At 70.4% G+C, this 19,509-nt stretch carries 17 protein-coding genes, 1 tRNA gene and 1 pseudogene; 8 read left to right on the top strand and 11 right to left on the bottom strand.

Annotation, left to right across the window (positions count from 1 at the left end):
- Window positions 1-352 precede the first annotated feature (352 nt).
- Window positions 353-691 (bottom strand): WhiB family transcriptional regulator, encoded by a 339-nt coding sequence (locus ACZ7L1_RS28275; RefSeq protein WP_471440854.1) that lies wholly within the window; start codon window positions 689-691, stop codon window positions 353-355.
- A 409-nt stretch (window positions 692-1,100) separates the two neighbouring features.
- On the opposite strand from ACZ7L1_RS28275, the gene ACZ7L1_RS28270 reads away from it, so the two are divergent.
- Window positions 1,101-3,398: a transglycosylase domain-containing protein gene (locus tag ACZ7L1_RS28270; RefSeq protein ID WP_471440852.1), complete on the top strand. Its 2,298-nt coding sequence runs from the start codon at window positions 1,101-1,103 to the stop codon at window positions 3,396-3,398.
- 81 nt (window positions 3,399-3,479) lie between these two features.
- On the opposite strand, the gene ACZ7L1_RS28265 is transcribed toward ACZ7L1_RS28270, so the two are convergent.
- Window positions 3,480-3,947 carry a GatB/YqeY domain-containing protein gene (locus tag ACZ7L1_RS28265; protein WP_471440850.1) on the bottom strand — a complete coding sequence of 156 codons (468 nt, stop codon included), beginning with the start codon at window positions 3,945-3,947 and terminating at the stop codon, window positions 3,480-3,482.
- Between the two features lie 156 nt (window positions 3,948-4,103).
- On the opposite strand from ACZ7L1_RS28265, the gene ACZ7L1_RS28260 reads away from it, so the two are divergent.
- The 3 genes from ACZ7L1_RS28260 (at window position 4,104) to ACZ7L1_RS28250 (ending at window position 6,013) form a co-directional block, all read left to right on the top strand.
- Window positions 4,104-5,045: a metallophosphoesterase gene (locus tag ACZ7L1_RS28260; protein WP_471440848.1), complete on the top strand. Its 942-nt coding sequence runs from the start codon at window positions 4,104-4,106 to the stop codon at window positions 5,043-5,045.
- An 85-nt stretch (window positions 5,046-5,130) separates the two neighbouring features.
- On the top strand, window positions 5,131-5,907 hold the full coding sequence (locus tag ACZ7L1_RS28255; protein ID WP_471440846.1) for a Pr6Pr family membrane protein: 777 nt from the start codon (window positions 5,131-5,133) through the stop codon (window positions 5,905-5,907).
- Between the two features lie 32 nt (window positions 5,908-5,939).
- Window positions 5,940-6,013, top strand: a tRNA-Pro gene (locus tag ACZ7L1_RS28250).
- 98 nt (window positions 6,014-6,111) lie between these two features.
- Here ACZ7L1_RS28250 and ACZ7L1_RS28245 read toward each other — a convergent pair.
- Window positions 6,112-7,020, bottom strand: coding sequence for an oxidoreductase (locus ACZ7L1_RS28245; protein ID WP_471440844.1), 909 nt, complete (start codon window positions 7,018-7,020; stop codon window positions 6,112-6,114).
- Window positions 7,021-7,110: 90 nt separating this feature from the next.
- Between ACZ7L1_RS28245 and ACZ7L1_RS28240 the strand changes: the two genes are divergently transcribed.
- Window positions 7,111-7,713 (top strand): TetR/AcrR family transcriptional regulator, encoded by a 603-nt coding sequence (locus ACZ7L1_RS28240; protein ID WP_471440842.1) that lies wholly within the window; start codon window positions 7,111-7,113, stop codon window positions 7,711-7,713.
- A gap of 653 nt (window positions 7,714-8,366) precedes the next feature.
- The gene (locus ACZ7L1_RS28235; RefSeq protein WP_471440840.1) at window positions 8,367-8,588 is read left to right on the top strand and encodes a hypothetical protein; all 222 of its coding nucleotides are present in this window, start codon (window positions 8,367-8,369) and stop codon (window positions 8,586-8,588) included.
- 110 nt (window positions 8,589-8,698) lie between these two features.
- On the opposite strand, the gene ACZ7L1_RS28230 is transcribed toward ACZ7L1_RS28235, so the two are convergent.
- The 3 genes from ACZ7L1_RS28230 to ACZ7L1_RS28220 all read right to left on the bottom strand — a co-directional run bounded on the left by ACZ7L1_RS28230 (window position 8,699) and on the right by ACZ7L1_RS28220 (window position 14,012).
- Complete coding sequence (locus tag ACZ7L1_RS28230) at window positions 8,699-11,371, bottom strand: WD40/YVTN/BNR-like repeat-containing protein (protein WP_471440838.1); 2,673 nt, start codon at window positions 11,369-11,371, stop codon at window positions 8,699-8,701.
- 233 nt (window positions 11,372-11,604) lie between these two features.
- Window positions 11,605-12,015: a (2Fe-2S) ferredoxin domain-containing protein gene (locus ACZ7L1_RS28225; RefSeq protein WP_471440836.1), complete on the bottom strand. Its 411-nt coding sequence runs from the start codon at window positions 12,013-12,015 to the stop codon at window positions 11,605-11,607.
- On the bottom strand, window positions 12,012-14,012 hold the full coding sequence (locus tag ACZ7L1_RS28220) for a heavy metal translocating P-type ATPase (RefSeq protein ID WP_471440834.1): 2,001 nt from the start codon (window positions 14,010-14,012) through the stop codon (window positions 12,012-12,014). Before ACZ7L1_RS28220 ends, ACZ7L1_RS28225 begins: the two co-directional genes overlap by 4 nt.
- A 115-nt stretch (window positions 14,013-14,127) precedes the next feature.
- On the opposite strand from ACZ7L1_RS28220, the gene ACZ7L1_RS28215 reads away from it, so the two are divergent.
- On the top strand, window positions 14,128-14,532 hold the full coding sequence (locus tag ACZ7L1_RS28215) for an ArsR/SmtB family transcription factor (RefSeq protein ID WP_471440832.1): 405 nt from the start codon (window positions 14,128-14,130) through the stop codon (window positions 14,530-14,532).
- 35 nt (window positions 14,533-14,567) lie between these two features.
- Here ACZ7L1_RS28215 and ACZ7L1_RS28210 read toward each other — a convergent pair whose 3' ends face one another.
- Together ACZ7L1_RS28210 and ACZ7L1_RS28205 are read right to left on the bottom strand one after the other, a co-directional pair.
- Window positions 14,568-15,449: a COG4705 family protein gene (locus ACZ7L1_RS28210; RefSeq protein WP_471440830.1), complete on the bottom strand. Its 882-nt coding sequence runs from the start codon at window positions 15,447-15,449 to the stop codon at window positions 14,568-14,570.
- Window positions 15,450-15,601: 152 nt separating this feature from the next.
- A pseudogene (locus ACZ7L1_RS28205) lies at window positions 15,602-15,847 on the bottom strand (hypothetical protein); the annotation flags it as partial.
- Between the two features lie 438 nt (window positions 15,848-16,285).
- Here ACZ7L1_RS28205 and ACZ7L1_RS28200 point away from each other — a divergent pair.
- Window positions 16,286-17,125, top strand: coding sequence for an EamA family transporter (locus ACZ7L1_RS28200; RefSeq protein ID WP_471440828.1), 840 nt, complete (start codon window positions 16,286-16,288; stop codon window positions 17,123-17,125).
- A 7-nt stretch (window positions 17,126-17,132) separates the two neighbouring features.
- Here the strand turns inward: ACZ7L1_RS28200 and ACZ7L1_RS28195 are convergent, their stop codons facing one another.
- The 3 genes from ACZ7L1_RS28195 to ACZ7L1_RS28185 form a co-directional block, all read right to left on the bottom strand.
- Window positions 17,133-17,543, bottom strand: coding sequence for a hypothetical protein (locus ACZ7L1_RS28195; protein ID WP_471440826.1), 411 nt, complete (start codon window positions 17,541-17,543; stop codon window positions 17,133-17,135).
- A 185-nt stretch (window positions 17,544-17,728) separates the two neighbouring features.
- Window positions 17,729-18,616: an anti-sigma factor family protein gene (locus ACZ7L1_RS28190; protein ID WP_471440824.1), complete on the bottom strand. Its 888-nt coding sequence runs from the start codon at window positions 18,614-18,616 to the stop codon at window positions 17,729-17,731.
- The gene (locus ACZ7L1_RS28185) at window positions 18,606-19,193 is read right to left on the bottom strand and encodes an RNA polymerase sigma factor (protein ID WP_471440822.1); all 588 of its coding nucleotides are present in this window, start codon (window positions 19,191-19,193) and stop codon (window positions 18,606-18,608) included. Before ACZ7L1_RS28185 ends, ACZ7L1_RS28190 begins: the two co-directional genes overlap by 11 nt.
- Window positions 19,194-19,509 lie beyond the last annotated feature (316 nt).

The raw sequence follows: 19,509 nt of genomic DNA, 5'->3' as shown, positions 1-19,509 counted from the left end.
GGACGCGGCCGAGGCCGGTGTACGGACGCCGGGCGCTCGGAGGACCGAGGCAGGCCTACGGCCGTGCGCGAACCTTTGGGCGCGGCAGTCGGCCTCGCAGGGCCGGGCAGGCAGGGCAGCCGGCGCCTGCGCACCGCCCGGTCGTGCTGCGCCGCCCGTGGCACAGACGCGCGGCTCCGCAGGCCATGACACACCCGCCCCTAGCGGCGCCGTCCTTGAAGAGGGCCCTCGAACGGGCCAGTGGAAGAACACCTGCGAAGAGACCCAGGTCGGAGTGGAGGGCACGCCGAGGGCACCAGGGGGCGTCCATTGCCCGCCGGCGGCGGGCGCCCGCCTCGGACGGTGGCCGCCCTCAGCTCACCGCCGCGTAGTTCTCGTACGCCTCTTCCTCACCGAGGGGCAGCAGGCCCGCCCCGCGCTCGTACTCCGTACGCGCGGTCTCCAGCAGGTGACGCCAGGAGGTGACGGTCGGCCGCCTGCGCAGCAGTGCGCGGCGCTCCCGCTCCGTCATGCCACCCCACACGCCGAACTCGACGCGGTTGTCCAGCGCGTCCGCCAGGCATTCCGTGCGTACCGGACATCCGGTGCACACCGCCTTGGCCCTGTTCTGCGCTGCTCCCTGAACGAACAGTTCATCCGGATCGGTAGTGCGGCAGGCCGCCTGCGCACTCCAGTCGGTTACCCAGCCCATACCGGCGCCGTCCTCTCCCGAATCGAGGCTCCCCCACGGCGGCAGCGGCATATTCACCGCCGCCAGTTGAGGACGTTACGGAAGGAGGGGACGGCGCAACACCCCCTTCGGGCCCAATCTTGAATGGTCCGAACGGACTATGGGTAAACGACAGATCACCCGTGGGAGTGAGCTGGTAACGAACGCGGCTTTCCAGGCAAACCAGGACAGTTCAGTGGCGTCACAACGGACGCCTGGTGACACACAAGGCGAATCCGGGCACGCATCCGCCAAAAAAGTGCGAGGAACACCGGAACGATTCGGGGTCGCCGGACGTACTTGATACGTGGCCCTACTGCTGTGACAGTTGGGAGCAGCTTAGGCCAAGGCCTATACGCGTGTCCGGTGAATGAGAACGTAGGCTGCCCTCATGCCAAAAAAGCGCTCGGGCGGGGGGCAGTCCCCCGTGCAGCAGGCCGCCAAGTTCCTCGGAGTGAGTGTCCTCGCGGGGGCTGTGATGGCCGGCATCGCGCTGCCCGCCGCGGGTGCGCTCGGACTTGTGGCCAAGGGGTCGGTCCAGGGATTCGACGACATCCCGACCAATCTCAAGAGCCCCCAGCTCAGCCAGCGCACCACCATCCTGGACAGCCAGGGCGGCCAGATCGCCACGGTCTACTCGCGCGACCGCACGGTGGTGGACCTCAAGGACATGTCGCCGTATGTGCAGAAGGCGATCGTCGCCATCGAGGACTCGCGGTTCTACCAGCACGGCGCGATCGACCTGAAGGGCGTCCTGCGCGCGCTGAACAAGAACGCACAGAGCGGCGGAGTGGCCCAGGGCGCCTCCACGCTCACCCAGCAGCTGGTGAAGAACTACTTCATCGAGGAGGCCGGCGACGACCCGACCAAGGTCGCCCAGGCCACCCAGCAGACCCTCGGCCGCAAGGTCCGCGAGCTCAAGTTCGCGATCCAGATCGAGGAGAAGCTCGGCAAGAAGAAGATCCTCGAGAACTACCTGAACATCACGTTCTTCGGCCATCAGGCCTACGGCGTCGAGGCCGCCTCCGAGCGCTACTTCTCCAAGCACGCCAAGGACCTGAACCTCCAGGAGTCCGCGCTCCTCGCCGGCCTCGTCCAGTCGCCGACGCGCTACGACCCCGTGAACGACGCGGCGGAGGCCAAGCAGCGGCGCAACGTGGTGCTGCAGCGCATGGCCGACCTGCACGACATCTCGCAGGCGGACGCCGACAAGGCCAAGGCGACGGACCTCGGCCTGCACGTGAGCCAGCCGAAGAACGGCTGCATCACGGCCGTCAAGGGCGCCGGCTTCTTCTGCGACTACGTCCGAGAGGCGTTCCTGAACGACCCGATCTTCGGCAAGACCCAGGTGGAGCGGGCCAAGATCTGGAACCAGGGCGGACTGACGATCCGCACCACGCTCGACCCGCAGGCGCAGGACTCGGTGCAGAAGTCCATCAAGGACCACGTCAACAAGAGCGACGAGGTGGCCACGGCCGCGACCATCGTCGAACCGGGCACCGGCAAGATCCTCGCGATGGGCCAGTCCCGTCCGTACGGCTTCGGCAAGGACGAGACCCAGATCAACCTGTCCGTGGACAAGGGCATGGGCGGCGGCGCCGGCTACCAGGGTGGTTCGACCTTCAAGCCGATCGTGGCCGCGGCCGCCATCGAGGGCGGCAAGCCGGCGACCCAGGAGTACCCGTCGCCGTACGAGATGGAGTACCCGAGCCCGGTCGCCGCCTGTGACGGCAAGCAGTGGAGGAACACGGACGGCACCAAGCTCACCAACGAGAACGAGACGGAGCACGGCCCGTACCGCATGAAGGAGGCGACCGCCAAGTCGGTCAACACCTACTACGTGCAGCTGATCAGCGACATCGGCATCTGCCCGGTCATAGACACCGCCAAGAAGATGGGTTTCCACCGCGCGGACGGCGCGCCCATCGCCCAGGCCCCGTCAATCGCACTCGGCACCCAGGAGGTGTCGCCGCTGACCATGGCGAGCGCGTACGCGACCTTCGCCGACCGCGGCACCTACTGCACACCGGTCGCGATCGAGTCGATCACGCAGACCGTCGGCAACCAGAAGAAGTCCCTGCCGGTCCCGAAGTCGACGTGCTCGCGCGCGATGTCGGAGACCACCGCGGACACGGTCAACACGCTCCTGAAGGGCGTCGTCGAGGACGGTACCGGTACGGAGGCCGGACTCGGCAGCCGTCCCAGCGCCGGCAAGACCGGTACGACGGACTTCCGGTACGCGGCCTGGTTCGTCGGCTACACGCCGAACATGGCGGGCGCGGTCTGGGTCGGCGACCCGGCGCACAAGCGGCAGATGACCCACATCACCATCGGCGGCGTCACCTATGACAAGGTCTTCGGTGGCCAGGTCCCGGGCCCCATCTGGCGCGACATGATGACGGGCGCGCTGGCGGGCAAGCCGGCCCCGGACTTCAACCTCGTCGACATCCCGGACGACCACGGTGGCGACAAGGGCAAGGGCGACGGGAACGGCAATGGCAACGGCAACGGCAACGGCGGGCAGACGATCGGCGGGCTGATCGGGGGACTGCCCACCGGAGGGGCGACCAATACCGGCGGAACCACCGGGGGCCAGCTCCCGACGCCCACCTTCTCCTTCCCCGACGGCTTCATCCAGGGCAACGGGAACGGCGGCAACGGGAACGGCACCGGCGGGCGAAGGGGCTAGCCCTTCATGACAGCGGGGGCGCCCCTCTCGGTGAGAGGCGCGCCCCCGTCGGCGTGTGTGCCCGCGAGCAGGCGAACCGGTTCAGCCGCTCGCGAGAAGCTGCTTGACCACGGCGGCGACGCGGCCGCCCTCCGCCTGGCCGGCCACCTTCGGGTTCACGATCTTCATGACCTGCCCCATGGCGCGCGGGCCCTCGGCGCCCGCCGCCTTCGCCTCCTCCACGGCCTGCGCGACGATCTGCCGCAGTTCGTCGTCGGACAGCTGCTTGGGCAGGTACCCGGCGAGCACCTCGCCCTCCGCCTTCTCCCGCTCGGCCTGTTCGGCGCGACCGCCCTGAGCGAACGCGTCGGCGGCCTCCCGCCGCTTCTTCGCCTCACGGGTGATCACTTTGGTGACCTCCTCGTCGGAGAGCTCGCGCTTCTCCTTGCCCGCGACCTCCTCCTTGGTGATCGCGGCGAGCGTCAGCCGGAGCGTCGAGGAGCGGAGCTCATCGCGCTCCTTGATCGCGGCGTTGAGGTCTTCCTGCAGCTTCGACTTGAGCGTGGTCATGCCTCTGATTGTCGCAGGTGCGATGGGGCGGCTGCCCGTACATTTCCAGGGCGCGGTGGGCGACCGGGACCGTCGGCGCCGATCGCAGGCGTCGTCGGGTCGGGGTTGTCCACAGGTGAAGGCGGGGTGGCCGCCGGTTCTGACACGATGGGTCGTATGCGCGCACGATACGGAGTACCCCTGGGAATCACGGCGGTTGCCGCCGCCGGACTGCTGTACTCGGCCGGCTTCGAGGCCCGTTCCTTCCGGCTGCGCCGGGTGACGATCCCGGTGCTGCCCCCGGGGACGCACCCGCTGCGCGTCCTGCAGGTCTCCGACATCCACATGGTGAGCGGGCAGCGCAAGAAGCAGCGCTGGCTGCGTTCACTGGCGGGCCTGCGCCCCGACTTCGTGATCAACACCGGGGACAACCTCTCCGACCCCGAAGGCGTGCCGGAGGTGCTGGACGCACTGGGCCCGCTGATGGAGTTCCCGGGGGCGTACGTCTTCGGTTCGAACGACTACTATGGCCCCAAGCTCCGCAACCCGGCCCGCTACCTGGTGGAGAAGGCGAGGGGCCACCACGGTCTGAACGGCAACCCGCCGGTGGTCGGCGCCATCCACAACCCCTGGGAGGAGCTGCGCGACAGCTTCGACGCGGCGGGCTGGCTGAACCTGACGAACACCCGGGGCACCCTGAAGATCGAGGGCCTGGAGATCGAGCTGACGGGCGTGGACGACCCGCACATCAAGCGCGACCGGTACGCGCGCGTGGCAGGCGGCCCGTCCTCCGCGGCGGACTTCTCGATGGGCGTGGTCCACGCGCCGTATCTGCGCACCCTGGACGCGTTCACGGCGGACGGCTACCCGCTGATCCTGGCCGGTCACACCCACGGCGGCCAGCTGTGCATCCCCTTCCACGGCGCCCTCGTCACCAACTGCGACCTGGACACGGACCGGGTGAAGGGCCTGTCACGGCACACGGCGGAGGGCCGGACGTCGTACCTGCACGTGTCGGCGGGCTGCGGCACGAACCGCTACACGCCGGTACGGTTCGCGTGCCCGCCGGAGGCGACGCTGCTGACGCTTGTGGCGAGGGAGGCATCACCCGAGGCGTAACCCGAGCCGGAGGCGCAACCCGAGCCGTACCCCACCCGGGTCATCCCGTATCGCCGCTTTCGCCCCATCCGCTTAGCGTGAGGGCATGATCGCGCCGATACCCAAGGAGATCCCGGACCTCCCCCCGGTGCCGGGCCAGCCGACGCTGGCACCGTCCATCGTCCCCGCTGCAGCCGTGGTCGCCCCCGTACGCCGCCCCGTAGTGGCCCGCTACCGTCTGCTGGTGGCGCTGATGGCCGCGGCGGCGGTGGCCATGGACCTGGCCCTCGGCAGCCCCGCCCGGGTCCTGAGCTACTTCACCATCCAGGCCAACCTGCTGCTGGCCCTGACCTTCACCCTGTCGGCCTGGCGGGCCCGAACGGCCCGCTGCCCGCTGTCACCGCTGATCACCGGCGGCACGCTGCTCTACGCCTTGATAGCGAGCCTGATCTACCACGTGCTCCTGGTGAACGAGCCGGGCCCCTTCTCGATGACGGACCGGCCCACGATCTGGTCCGCACTCGCCAACCAGGTGCTGCACACGGTCACCCCGATCGCGGCCCTTCTGGACTGGCTCCTCCTGACCCGCCCGGCCCCCTGGGGCCTGCAGCACGCCACGCGCTGGCTCCTCTATCCCCTCGCGTACCTGATCTTCACCCTGGCCCGCGGGGCACTGCTCCCACCGACCGCGAACGCGCGCTACCTGTATCCGTTCCTGGACGTCGCCCACCTCGGTTACAAGAGCACCCTCGCCAACGCACTCCTGCTCGGCCTGGCCTTCTTCGGCCTGGCCCTCCTCCTGGTCCTCGCCGACCACGTCCGCCCGGGCCCGACGCGCCGCCGCCGCAAAACCGGATTTCGTCTCCAGCCACCAGTGGGCTAAAGTAAACGTCGTCGCCGCGACAGCAGCGACATCGGGGTGTAGCGCAGCTTGGCAGCGCGCTTCGTTCGGGACGAAGAGGTCGTGGGTTCAAATCCCGCCACCCCGACAGTGAAATGCCAGACCAGGCCCGGTGCTGAGAGATCAGCACCGGGCCTGGTCTGCTTTGCGGTGGCATGAACCAGCACATCGAGGTCGGCTGAAAGGTCAGCCCAGGCCGGCCCGCGCGGGCCAGGTGACCCCGGTCAGCTCCTCCGACAGCGTCCACAGCCTGCGGGCCGCCACCGGGTCGCTCGCCGCCGCACTGCGGCCGACCAGCGTAGGCGCGCCCCTCAACTCGTTCAGGCCGTCCGGCCCGACAAAGCTCGCGCCCGGCAGATCCTGCGTCGCCGCGTACAGCGTGGGGAGCGCGCCGGCGCGGTCGTCCTGGGCCACGAGACGGTTGGAGACGGCCATGACCAGGCGCATCAACGGGCTGGCGTGGTGGCTCTGCAGGTTGGTCGCCGCGTAGCCGGGGTGGGCCGCCAGGGCGCGCACGGAGGAGCCGGCCTCCGTCAGGCGGCGCTGGAGTTCCAGCACGAAGAGCAGGTTCGCCAGCTTCGACTGGGCGTAAGCGCGGGTCGGGTTGTAGCGGCCACGCAGGTTGACGTCCGCGAAGTGGATCTCGCCGTCACCGCCCCGGTGCAGTCCGGAGGAGAGGGTCACCACCCGGTCGGTGACATACGGCAGCAGCAGGTTCGTCAGCGCGAAGTGGCCCAGATGGTTCGTGCCGAACTGCATCTCGAAGCCGTCCTTGGTGCGCTGCTCGGGGAGCATCATCACGCCCGCGTTGTTGATGAGCAGGTCGATCGGTCCCTGCCAGTCCTCGGCGAACGTCCGCACCGAGGCCAGGTCGGCCAGGTCCAGGCGGCGCACCTCCGTGCTGCCGTTCACCCGCGCCGCGGCCGCCCGGCCGCGCTCCGGGTCCCGTACCGCGAACACCACGTGTGCGCCCGCACGGGCCAGCGCGTCCGCAGCCGTGAAGCCGATGCCGCTGTTGGCGCCGGTCACCACCGCCGTGCGGCCGGACAGGTCGGGGAGATCAGAAGCGTTCCATGTGCCAGTCTTCTCAGCCATGCGCGTCAATGTAGACGGCAGCAACAATGCTGTCAATGACTACAAAGATGGCAATGTCAATAATGCTGACGGCGGCTACTTCTGGATACGATGGCGCCCATGCCGCGAAGCCGCCCCTACCACCACGGAGACCTGCGCGCCGCACTGCTCACCAGCGCCGAGCGCACCCTGCGCGAGAAGGGCGCAGCCGCCCTGTCGCTGCGCGAACTGGCCCGCGACATCGGGGTGAGCCACGCCGCACCCGGTCGGCACTTCAAGGACAAGCAGGCCCTGCTGGACGCCCTCGCAATCAGCGGATACGACCGCCTGAACCAGCTCCTGGAAGAGGCGGCCCTCCCCGACGTCCCCCTCGAACCCCGCATGACCGCGCTCGCCCGGGTCTATCTCACCTTCGCCGTGGAGAACGCCGCGCTGGTGGAGCTCATGTACGCCCGCAAGCACGACCCGGACATCGACACCCAGCTGGCCGACGCCGTCGAACGCTCCATGGGCTCCTTCGTCCGACTGGTCGAGGACGCCCAGCGGCGGGGGGAGATCGTCGCCGGCGACCCGGAACGCCTCACCCTCGTCGCCGCAGCCTGCATCCACGGCCTCGCCGGCTTTGTCACCACCGGCACCCTGACCGCGGACGCGGTCCTGGCCGGCCTGGACGAGCACGTGCACCTCATCCTGAACGGCCTCAAGCCCCGCTGACCCCTCCTCGAAGATCACCACCGCCCGGCACGACAGGCCGACGGTGACACCGGTGAAGGACCTGAGGAGTCAGCCGTTCTCGGAGCGCTCACCGTCCTCGCGTTCCGGGCGGCCACAGTACGACGGGTCGTTGCCGCATAGGACGTCTCCAGAACAGCGGCAGCGCTTCCGTGAAGGCCGCCGGAGCGCACCGCCCGAATGGGCGCACGGGAACCGGGCGCCGGACCAGGACGTCACAGGGGCGTGCGGTGACATGAGGAGGCGTTGTGGCGCTGGAGCAGCGTAGACGCGGGCCGGGGCAGCGGCGGCCGCGGTTCGGGGCCACCCTGGCTGCCGTCGCCTGCCTTCTGACCGCTTGTGGAGGCAGCGGTGGCAGCGCGCAGTCCGATTCGACCCCGCCACGTCCTTCCGCCGATCCGCACAGGCCAACGCCGTCGGAGAGCGGCAGCGGTACACCAGGGCCTCCGTCTTCACCCGCCGCGTCGCCGCCGGCGACCACGCCTGCGGAGACACCCTCGTCGCTCCCGAACGGCACCCCCACCGCCCCCGCTACGGCCTCCGCGTCGCCGGGCTGCGTCGCAGGCTCCACCACCGTCACCCACAGGGCTGAGGACGCCTCCGTCCACAGCCTGTGCGTTCGCCCCGGCACGACGGTGACCGTCGTCCTGCAACCCCGCGCCCACGGCTCCTGGCCACAGCCGCACAGCAGCAACCCGATGCTGGCGCTGGTGACCTCGTCCGCCATCGACAGCAAGGGCGTCACCCGGGTCGCGGTGCGTGCCGCGCGCATTGGCGCGGTGACCGTGACCTGGGGTCCCGAGAGCACGCCGCTGTTCACACTTCGGCTGAGTGTGGCGGCGTATCCGGTGCAGTGAACCCGAACGCCAGACGGCCGGTGCGCCCCGGGAAGCGGGGTCCGCACCGGCCGTCTTCGTACGACGGGGCGTACGGGTCGTACGGGTCGTACGGGTCGTACGGGTCGTGATCAGTCCTTACGGCCCTTGAGGCGCCGTACGTCGAAGGACCAGATGCCGCGTCCGTGCGTGGCGGCGTACAGCTTGCCGTCGGGGCCGAGGCGCAGCTGCATCACGGCCGTGGTGGGCAGGTTGTGCCCGAGGACCTGCCACTGGATGGCGCCGGCGGGGCGGTAGAAGGTGGCCAGGTCGGTGCCGAGGGCGAGGCCGCCGTTCGGCAGGAGCTTGACCGTGTCGGCGGGGACGTCGGGCAGGTTGGCGGAGATGTCCTTCCAGCTCGCGCCGCCGTTCTTCGACTCGAAGACGTGGCCGACGCCCGCGCCGGGGCCCTCGGTGAAGCGGCGGGAGAAGCCGTTGATCGCCACGTAGACGTGCTGGGCGTTGGCGGGGTCGATCTCGAAGCCGGAGACGTAGCGGTTGGGGATGGTGCCGTCGACCGGGAGGTTCAGCTGGTGCCAGCCGGTGCCGTCGGCGTTGCCGACCGCGATGCCCCGGGTGAAGCCCTGGTTGTTGCAGGGGCCGCACCAACCGACGTACACCGTGCCGCCCGAGGACGCCACGGCCGTGGCCACATGGCCCTCGCCGAGGTCGTAGGCGTTGTTCCACTCCTTGCCGGAACGGATCGCGTAGCCCTTGGTGTTCACCCACACATGCCGACCGCCGGCGATCCAGGTGTTGGTGTCCTTGGCGTCGGCTGCGATCGGGGCGATGAAGCGGGCGCCCGCGCCACCCAAATCCTTGTCCGGCGGGGCGACCTCGTACTCGGTGGCCTTGGACGGGTCAGTCGACCAGGAGCCGTCGTTCACACCGCAGTTCTGGGTGACCCACATGTCCAGGTAGACGTACTCTTCGGCGATGTTGCAGCCGTTGGCGGGGTCGGTGATGGTGTCGCCGCCGTCGCCACCGAAGTTGGAACCCATGACCTTGTCCCGGCCGCGCAGGATCGACTGGCCGTTGTCCTGCAGGCCGCCCGTCACCGAGACGCCGCCGTAGGTGAGGTCCTTGCCGACGCCCACGGAGTAGTACTGCAGGGTGTCGAGAGTGCCGTCGCTCAGGGACTGCCAGTCCTTGGCGTGACCGCCCGAGTCGACCGCGCCGTTCAGCGGGCGCCGGTAGATGCCGCCGTCATTGCCGACGTACGCCCAGCTCTTGCCCTTGTAGCTGCCGATCGCGACCGCGTGCTGGTCGGAGTGGGTCGTGGGCGAGCAGTCGCCGGTCTGCTTGGCCGGGTCGATGCTCCAGCACGGGAAGGTGAAGTTCCAGTACGGACCGGGAGTGATCCAGCTCTGGCCGCCGTTCTTGGTCTCGAAGACCTCTTCCAGCCCTAGGTAGACGTGGTCGGCGTCGGCCGGGTCGACCTGGAGGAACTGGTTGTACCAGGACTGGATGCCGGGCATGTAGCCCGCGCCCTGGAGGGCAGAACCGGACGCCTTCAGCTTGGTGTAGTCCGCTATCTGCGTCCACGGCCCGAACGGCGAGCCGTTCTTCGAGACGTACACGCCCTTCAGCCCGCTGTCCGGGTTGGCGGCCATCTGGGCCGGGGACTGGTCGATGGCGTACAGGCGGGAGCCGTCGGCCGCCGCGGCGAACGTCATGTTGCCGACGTCGTCACTGCTGGTGGGCAGGTCGCCGAGCCCGCTGACCGGCTTCCAACTGCCGTCCTCGGCCTTCGCGTACAGGCCGTTGTAGGCGTCACCGCCACGCCAGCCGACCGCGAGCAGGACCTTGTCCGGGTCCTTGGGGTCGACGGCGATGTCGTTGGCGATGTTCTTGTACGGCGCGCTCGGGTCGTCCGCCTTCGAACCGCCCGGCAGGTAGTCCGGGTTGGGGGCGAACTCGTGCTTCCAGGGCCCGGAGAGGGTGGTCGTGGAGTGCGACCAGACACCGGTGCTGGTCGCCGCCCACACCTTGGTGCCGGCGAAGCGCAGCGCGTGGATGACGGTGGACTCCAGCTCGGCGCCGCCCACTCGGTCACCGGGCTGGAACTGCCCGTGGCGCGGGTCCTTCAGGACGTACACGCCCGTGCCCACGAAGGACGTCGCCCCCGTGTTGGACTCGCCCGTGGCGTACCAGAGCCGGTTCCTGCCGTCCAGGGCGAGGGTCCCCGTCGACAGCGACGGAAGCTTGTCGGAGATCGGCTTCCAGTGTCCGCCGCCGCTGGTGGACCGGAAGACGCCGCCGTTGGCGCCGCCCGCGTACACATAGCCCTGGCCGTCGGCGGCGATCCCGGTGATCCGGCCGGTCACGTCGCCCGCGCCGCCACTGGAGTTCGAGTTCACATCGCGGTAGCGCGGGTCGTCGGAGTTGTACGCCTTCTTGGTGACGTGGTCCCAGCCGCCGCTCGTGTGCCTCATCGACTGCAGCTGCTGCCAGGCCGCCCCGTAGGCGCCGGGCGCGACCACGCCGGGCGCGGTGCGGGCCTCGGTGAACTGCGCCGTCGCCTCGGCCGAGTTCTCGGCCTCGTCGGCGCCGTCGTCGTCGCCCTCTGCGGCGAACGCGGACATTCCCTGGCCCGCGTGCACCGCCTTGATGTGCTGCCGGCCCATGGCGGCCTGGTGGCGCGCCTGCCAGGGCCGGGGTCTGGTGTCGGTCGATGCCGCGAACGACTGGGTGGTTACCAGTCCGAACGCGGCCGCTACGACGGTGCAGGTCATGAACCGTCGCTGGTGCTTCGCGGGCAACATGCCCTCTCCTCCCTGCACCGGGCATATGGGGGTGTCCCGGCGCAGAGGGGATCTTGTCGTGGCCACAACAGCCAGACAAAGGGCTCACAGGAAAAATGGTGGGTTGTTTACCTTGCGGCTCACATGAGCCCGAACTTCCGCAGGTCACGGGGAACTTGTACGCGGGCCGGCCGCACCGCGGACAACCGTGCACCGTTCCGAGCTCATTGGGCCGTGGCCGCTATCGGGTCGGGTCATCCCTCGACGACCTGGCGAATACGCCGGGAGGGTGTGAACGCGTACAGGTCGAGGATGCCGGGCGGGTCGGCCAGGCCGGGGCCGCCTGCGGTGATCCAGACGGCGATGTCTGCGGCGGCGCCCGCATCGTCGACCAGCCCCAGCCACACGGGCCGACCGCCGGCCGCCCGTCCCGTGGCGGAGGGCTGGACGACCATCACGTTGGCGTGCTCGCAGGCGTCCAGGCATCCGGTTACCCGGACCTGTGCGGTGTCGGCGAGTGCCTGCCGCAGCCGGGCGAGTTGCTCGGCATGGTCCAGGCCAGGGATCTTCGAGGTGCCGCAGCAGCAGCCGCGGCAGACGGTGACCGTGCAGCGGGCCGGCTGCGCCGCCGCGGCGCGGCCGGTCGTGCGGACGCGGCGGCTCACTGGTCGATCCCTGCCCGGGCGCGGCGCCAGGCGCCGTCGGCCAGCAGGCGCAGGCCGTTGAGGCCGACGATGACGGTGGAGCCCTCGTGTCCGGCGACGCCAAGAGGCAGCGGCAGGGTGCCGGCGAGGTCCCAGAGGACCAGGCCGGTGATGAAGACGGCGGCGATCACCAGGTTCTGCACCACCAGGCGGCGGGCCCGACGGGAGAGTGCGATCACGGTGGGGACGGTGGCGAGTTCGTCGCGGACGACGACTGCGTCGGCGGTCTCCAGGGCCAGGTGGGATCCGGCCCGGCCCATGGCGATGCCGGTGTGGGCCGCGGCCAGCGCGGGAGCGTCGTTGACGCCGTCGCCCACCACGAGCACCTTCCGTCCGGCCTGCTCCAGCTCCTGCACCGCGGCGACCTTGTCGTGCGGCAGCAGACCGGCGCGCACGTCCGTGATGCCGACTTCCGCGGCAAGCCGGGCGGCGGCGCGCGGGTTGTCGCCGGTGACCAGCACCGGGGCGGTACCGCTCAGTCGGCCCAGCGCAGCGGTGGTTGCGGCGGCCTCCTCGCGCAGCCGGTCGGCGATGCCCATCACTCCCACCGGCGTGCCGTCAGCCGTGATCAGAACCGCGGTGCGACCCTCCTCTTCCAGGCCGGCGGCGACCGTTGCGGCCGGGTGAGTGCTGCCGTCCAGCCGGCGTGCGGGGCTGCCGCCCAGGAGGCGAGCGGGGCTGCCGACCGCGATCGTGCGGCCCGCCACCGTCGCGGTGACGCCGGTGCCCGGAGCGGAGGCGAAGTCCTCGGCCGGCGGAATGTCCAGACCACGGGTGCGGGCGGCGTCCACGACGGCGCGGGCCAGCGGGTGCTCGCTGGGGTGCTCGGCCGCCGCCGCCAGCCGCAGAAGCTCCTGCTCGCTCAGGCCGGAGCCGGTCAGCGGGCGGACGTCGGTGACGCGTGGGGTGCCCTCGGTCAGGGTGCCCGTCTTGTCCAGCGCGACGGCGTCCACCTGGCCGAGGCGTTCCATGACGACGGCCGACTTCACCAGCACGCCGTGGCGACCGGCATTGGTGATCGCGGACAGCAGGGGCGGCATGGTGGCCAGTACCACCGCGCACGGCGAGGCGACGATCATGAAGGTCATCGCGCGCAGCAGCGTGGGCCGCAGGTCGGCGCCGAACAGCAGCGGCAGCACGAACAGTGCCACCGTCGCCGCGACCATGCCCAGGGAGTAACGCTGTTCGACCTTCTCGATGAACAGCTGGGTCGGCGCCTTGGTCTCGGATGCTTCCTCGACCAGGGCGACGATCCGTGCGATCACGGAGTCGGACGGGTCCCGTTCCACCTTCACCCGCAGCGCGCCGGTGCCGTTCAGGGTGCCGGCGAACACCTCGTCCCCGGTCTCCTTGGCCACCGGCAGCGGCTCGCCCGTGATGGTGGCCTGGTCGACCTCGCTGGCCCCGTCCAGCACCCGCCCATCGGCACCGATCCGCTCACCTGGCCGCACCAGGATCGTGTCGCCCACGTGCAGCTGCTCGGAGGGCACGGTCTCCTCATCGCCGTCATCCATCAGACGGGTGGCGGTGACGGGTGCCAGGTCGAGCAGACCGCGCACCGAGTCCGCGGTGCGGGCGGTGGCGATCGCCTCCAGCGCACCGGAGGTGGCGAAGATGACGATCAGCAGCGCCCCGTCCAGCACCTGGCCGATCGCCGCCGCACCGAGCGCGGCGACGACCATGAGCAGGTCGACGTCCAGGGTCTTCTCCTTCAGTGCCCGCAGGCCGGCCCAACCCGGCTCCCAACCACCGGTGACGTAGACGGCCGCGAACAACGGCCCCCACGACCACGCGGGCGCCCCGGTCAGGTACAGCGGCAGCGCGATCAGGAACAGCGCCAGCGCGGTCGCCGCCCACCGGGCCTCCGGCAGCGTGAAGACACGGGTGCGCCGCCGTGGCGGCACCACCGCCTCGCGGACTGCGCCGTCCGGCGCCGGGCGGGTGAGAGTGGAAGACATCGACACGGGGTCCTTCACGGATCGGGGGCGGAACACGGTCCGACCCCACCACCGTAGCAGGAACGAATGAAGAGACATTCATGTGTTCATGGAAGATGCCCCGTACGATGTGCACATGGGTCATGGAGCCGCACCGCCAGCCGGAAGCGTCCCGCGCGGGCATCTGGACGCCGCCGGCGCGGCGAAGGTCGCCACCACCCTCCAGGCACTGGCGACCCCCTCACGGCTGCTCATCCTCGCCCGCCTGCGGCAGGGCCCCCTGCCCGCGACCGAGTTGGCCGCCGAGGTCGGCATGGAACAGTCCGCCTGTTCCCACCAACTGCGCCTGCTGCGCAACCTCGGCCTCGTCGTCGGCACCCGAAAAGGCCGCTCAGTGGTGTACTCCCTCTACGACAACCACGTCGCCGAACTCCTCGACCAGGCCGTTTATCACGTCGAGCACCTCCGCCTCGGCCTGAGCGACACCGCCGGCACCGGCACGGGGCCGGAGCGGGAGGCGGCACCCGTCGCGAGCGCCTGACCGACCCCGGGCGACAGCCGTGACGGCCGGACCGGTCATCGCGCTCTCGTCGTTGCCGGCTGGGCAGCGGTCCGGCGCTCCTGTACCTGGGAGTAGGCCATGAGTGTGAACAGGACGCCGAGGAGGACGGCCGACGAGCCCGCGGTACCGAGATCCATGCCGCCCGTGGTGACCGGTTTGGTGAGGAAGTCACCGGCGGTGGCGCCCAGCGGGCGGGTGAGGACGAAGGCGATCCAGAACAGCAGCACGTTGGGCACCGCGGGCACCTTCATCGATACGGCCAGCAGGGCGAGGAGCCCGGTCACGAGCAGCGCGCCGCCGGCGTAGCCGAGGCCGGAGCTGTCGGACAGGAAGTCGCCCATCGAGGTGCCGAGGGTGTTCGACACGAGGATCGCCGACCAGAACAGGGCCTCGCCCTTGAAGGTGACGATGTCGCGGATCTGGAACGTCATGCCGCTCAGCTTCCAGACGAGGAAGATCGCCAGAAGGATCGAGATGAGGATCGCCGCTCCGACGGGATAACCGAGGCCGAGGCCCTGCGGACCCCAGCCGAGCGACGTCGCGCCCTTGGAGAGGTACTTGGCGCTGGCGTCACGGTTCATGAAGTCGGACATCGTGGTGCCGGCCATGCTGGTCGAAAGGATCACGGTCCAGTAGAAGAACGGGTTGTAGCGGCTGGACCGCAGCTGCACCACCAGCGTCACCACGAAGATCAGGAACAGCGCGATCGTGGTGAGGAAGTAGCCCAGCTTCAGGGTCTGTGCGAAGAGGTCGCCCGCCGTCTCACCCAGGGTCGTCGCGGCGATCTTCATGATCCAGAAGGTCAGCGTGACCTCGGGCAGCTTCCTCATCACCGATCCGGTCGTACTCGACGTGCCCGCCACGTCGAGATCGGAGCGGACCTCCGGTTCGTCCAAGTCACCTTCTCCTGTCCGGTCGAACGACAGGGCGCCCGCCCCGGAACCGGGACGAGCGCCCTGTGAGACGAGCCGGCCGCCGACGGCGGCCGAGAACTCCGACCGTGGCACAGAGAGCCTGACCACATCCTGAACACGGACCGCAGGGCAGGTCAGTCCGCGTGTCGGGCAGCCGCCTCCGGCTCGCTGACGTCCTTGCGCCTCACACTCAGGTACACGACCAGACCGACGATGACGGTGAGGAAGAGCCCGCTGGTCACCACCGTGCCCAGCCCGAGACCGTCGTCGCCGGTCGGCCGGGAGAGGTAGTCGCCGATCGACGCGCCGAGCGGACGGGTGAGGACGTAGGCGATCCAGAAGCTCCATACCGCGTTCGGACCCAGCGCGAAGTGGGCGACGGTCCGCCGCCGCGGCCGCCCCCACCGCGCACGCCGGCCACAACGCGACCGCCACCGCACCCGGATCGAGCAGCCCGTCCCCCTCCCCGACAGCGGCAGCCCCCGGGGCCGCACCCACCCAGCAGGCCGTCGAACCGACCGACAGCACCGCCTCCGCGGTCCGCCCCCTCGACCCACTGCTGCTCCTCGCCGGGCTCGTCGCCGGGTCGCCGTGCTCTGCCTGCTCCTGGTCGGTTCGCGCTCGTCCCCCGCACACGTCCCGCCGACGACACCGCCGTCATCGACTTGACCGCGAAGAACGAAGCGGCAGGGAGGATGGCCCGTCGAGGGCGATCGGCGGACAGGGGTGCGGGCGAGCGGCGAGGGGTGTCGGCCGCGGGAGCAACAGCCCTGGCGGTGAGGGGGATCGGGCGCTCGCGTCTGGGAACTGTTGGGTGGATGGGTGCTCTTCTCGCGCTGGCCTCGGCGGTCTGCTACGGCGCCGTCGACTTCGCCGGCGGACTGCTGTCCCGCCGGGTTCACTTCACCGTGGTCACCTTCCTCGGGCAGGTCGGCGGTCTGTTGTTCGCGGTGGTGGCCGCTGCTCTGGTGCCGGCCGAGACGGTTCGGCCCGCGGATGTGGTCTGGGGCGCCCTCTCGGGGGCGGGCAGCGGGACCGCCATGCACTTCCTCAACCGCGGTGTGAGCCGGGGAGCCATGAGCATCGTGGTCCCGGTGAGCGCCGTCACCGGGATCGCCCTGTCCGTGCTGAGCGGTGTGTTCCTCCTGGGCGACCACCCCACAGGGGTGGCCTGGCTGGGGATCTGCCTCACCCTGCCTGCCCTGTGGCTCGTCTCCGGCGGCTCTCGCCCCGGTCGCGGCGGGGACGGGAAGAAGGCGTCGGTGGACGGGCTGATCGCCAGTTCGGGGGTGGCCCTGCAGTACATCGGCCTCGCTCAGGCCGCCCCGGCGAGCGGTCTGTGGCCCGTGGCCGCCGGGCGTCTCGCCGCCGTCCTGCTCCTGTTACCGAGCGCCTGGTGGCAGGGTCCCCGGTTCCGGCAGCCCGTGCGGCGACTGGGTGAGGCGGTCCTCGTCGGGGCGGGTGCGAGCTTCGGGCTGATCCTCTATCTGTGGGCGGCGCGTCGGCAGATGATGGCCATCGCCGTCGTCCTGGCCTCCCTGTATCCGGCGATTCCCACCGTCCTCGGGCTTACGGTCCTACACGAGCGGGCCACCCGGACGCAGGTTGTCGGTCTGGTGGGTTCGGCCGTCGCCATCGTTCTGCTCACCCTGGCGTGAGGCGGATTCACGCCCGGCGCAGCACCACGAGCACGACCAGGAGCACGGTGGCGCCGGCGCTCGTCCCGTGTGCCACCACGGCAGCGAGGGGAAAGTGCCGTTCGGCGGTGGTGCCGCCGTGGGAGTGCCGTCCGGAGCTGGGCAGCCAGCGCAGCAGCATCATGAAGCCGAAGGCGGCCACAACCAGGACGACCGCGCACGCCGTCCAGGCCGAGGCCCCGGTCCCGCCCACGAGGTACACGGTCCAGGCCGCGAGCCCGGCCACGGCGAGTGTCACATGGCCCAGGACCAGCCACAGCGGCAGTCGCGTCACGCCGGACGTGCGTTGCCGCAGTCCGCCGTGACGGATCCACACGGTGGCGAGGTAACCGCCCAAACCGGCGGTCAGCAGCCACGCGCACAGCACGAAGACCCGCATACGCTCTCCCCCCTCTTCTTCCCCTCTTCGCCGGTCCGGGCACGGCATGCGTGCCTCAGGACACCGCACCGAAGGGGGGCAGCCCGGACATCCATCCACTTCTTCACTCTTTGGGGTGAATCAGGGCTTGCGCACGACCGGCCAGCGGACGACCGAGCAGGGCGCCCGTCCGTGAGGCGCCCGTCCTACGCCAGACCGGACGCGCCGAACTGAGCCGTGGCCAGGACCGTCCCGTCGGGCGCCGTCAGCCGGGCGCCCGCCAGTGTCGAGGCATCGACGGGGGCGGGGCCGGCCCAGTAGCCGTAGCCCTTGCGCAGGGTCAACTCGCCGACGCGGACCGTGCTCCCGTCGTGCCGCACCAGCAGGCAGGAGACCTTGCCGTCGTACGGCGTCCCGGCGTCGGCCAGATCGACGGACATGTAGAGCCAGCCCGCGGGCCCGGGGTGGGCGTAGACCTCGCCCGCCGACTTCCCGAAGGCCCGGGCCGAGACCAGTGCGGCCCTCAGCATCCCCGTGGGTGCCCCGGCGGGGCTGGAGGGTCCGGCCGTGAGCTCCTCTATCGCCGTGCCGACCGCCCAGCCGCCGAACCCGAAGGCGAGGGCGAGCGCGGCCACGGCGGAGGCGACCCGTAGCCGTACCCGGCGGCCGCGCCGACCCTGACGCGGGATGCCCGCCTCACGGACGCGCCCTTCGTGCGCCGGTGTGCCCTGCGCCTGCACGCCGTCAGTCCGCACACCCTCGACCTGTACACCCTCGACCTGTACGCCCTCGACCTGCACACCCCGGGCCTGCTCATCCCCTGCCCGCCCAGCCTGCGCCCTCCCCCCCTGCCCCTGTGCGCTGCGTGTGAGCGCCTGCGCCACCCGGGTCTCGAACCCGACCGGCGGCTCACCGCACGGCAACAGTCCGATCAGCCGGTCACCGACGAGGGTGAGCTGCGCGACGTACTCCCGGCAGTCCGCGCACCGGTCCAGATGGGCGACCGCCCCGGCGCGTTCCCGGCCGGGAAGCACACCGAGGGCCAGCTCGGGGCCGATCTCCCGCAGCTTCTCGCAGGCCATGTCACTGGGCATGGTCGCTCCCCTGGGGAGGGGCGAGGGTGGTGCGCAACTTGCCCATCGCCGTCCTGATGCGCGTCTTGGCGGTGCCCAGCGGGATGTGCTCCCAGTCGGCGATCTGCTGGGCCGTCATGCCGTAGATGCCCGCCATCACCAGGGCACGGCCCTGCTCGCGCGGGAGCTGCGCCACCGCGGCCCGCAGTCGCGAGGACGCCTCGTCGGCCAGGGCGTACTGCTCGGGCGTCTCGCTGACGACGCCCAGGACCGCCTCGAGGTCATCGGGTGCCAGCGGCTCCGGCCGCCGGGACCGGACGGCGTCGATGGCGAGGTTGTGGGCGATGGTCGTCAGCCAGGTCGTCACGGAACCCCTGCGGGAGTCGTAGATCTGCGCATGGCGCCACGCCCGTTCGAACGTCTGCTGGGCGATGTCCTCGGCGAGCTGTGGGTCCCCGGTGACGGCGACGGCGACACCGAAGACCTTGTGCTGGAACCTCCGTACGAAGGTGACGGCGAGCTCCGGATCGCCGGTGGCCAGCCCGGACAGCAGAGCTTCGTCCGGGAGACGGCCCACGGGGAACCGAAACCTCTGCATACCGGTATATACGGCCCGTTCACGCCGAGGGATTGCCCGGCCGCGCCAGGGGGATGGCCGCCCGTCACGGAAGGTCATGGCCGTCTCCGTGTCAGCAGCGGAAGCCGGGGGCGGTGCCGGCGGCTCGGTTGGAGTTCATGGCGACTCCGGCTGGGCTTTCGTAGGGCGTCCCCGGATCACCACCCGCAGGTGACACCTAGCTCAGATGGGATCCCGTCCCATACCTCATATGGGATCAAATACCCACAACCACATCATAATCGCCCATGACTTTGGGTGAAACTGGCGGCCCTCGATCGGCATGGTCTTCACCTTC

The organism is Streptomyces sp. NPDC107546, assembly GCF_055639175.1.
This window is presented reverse-complemented; position numbering and strand designations above follow the sequence as displayed.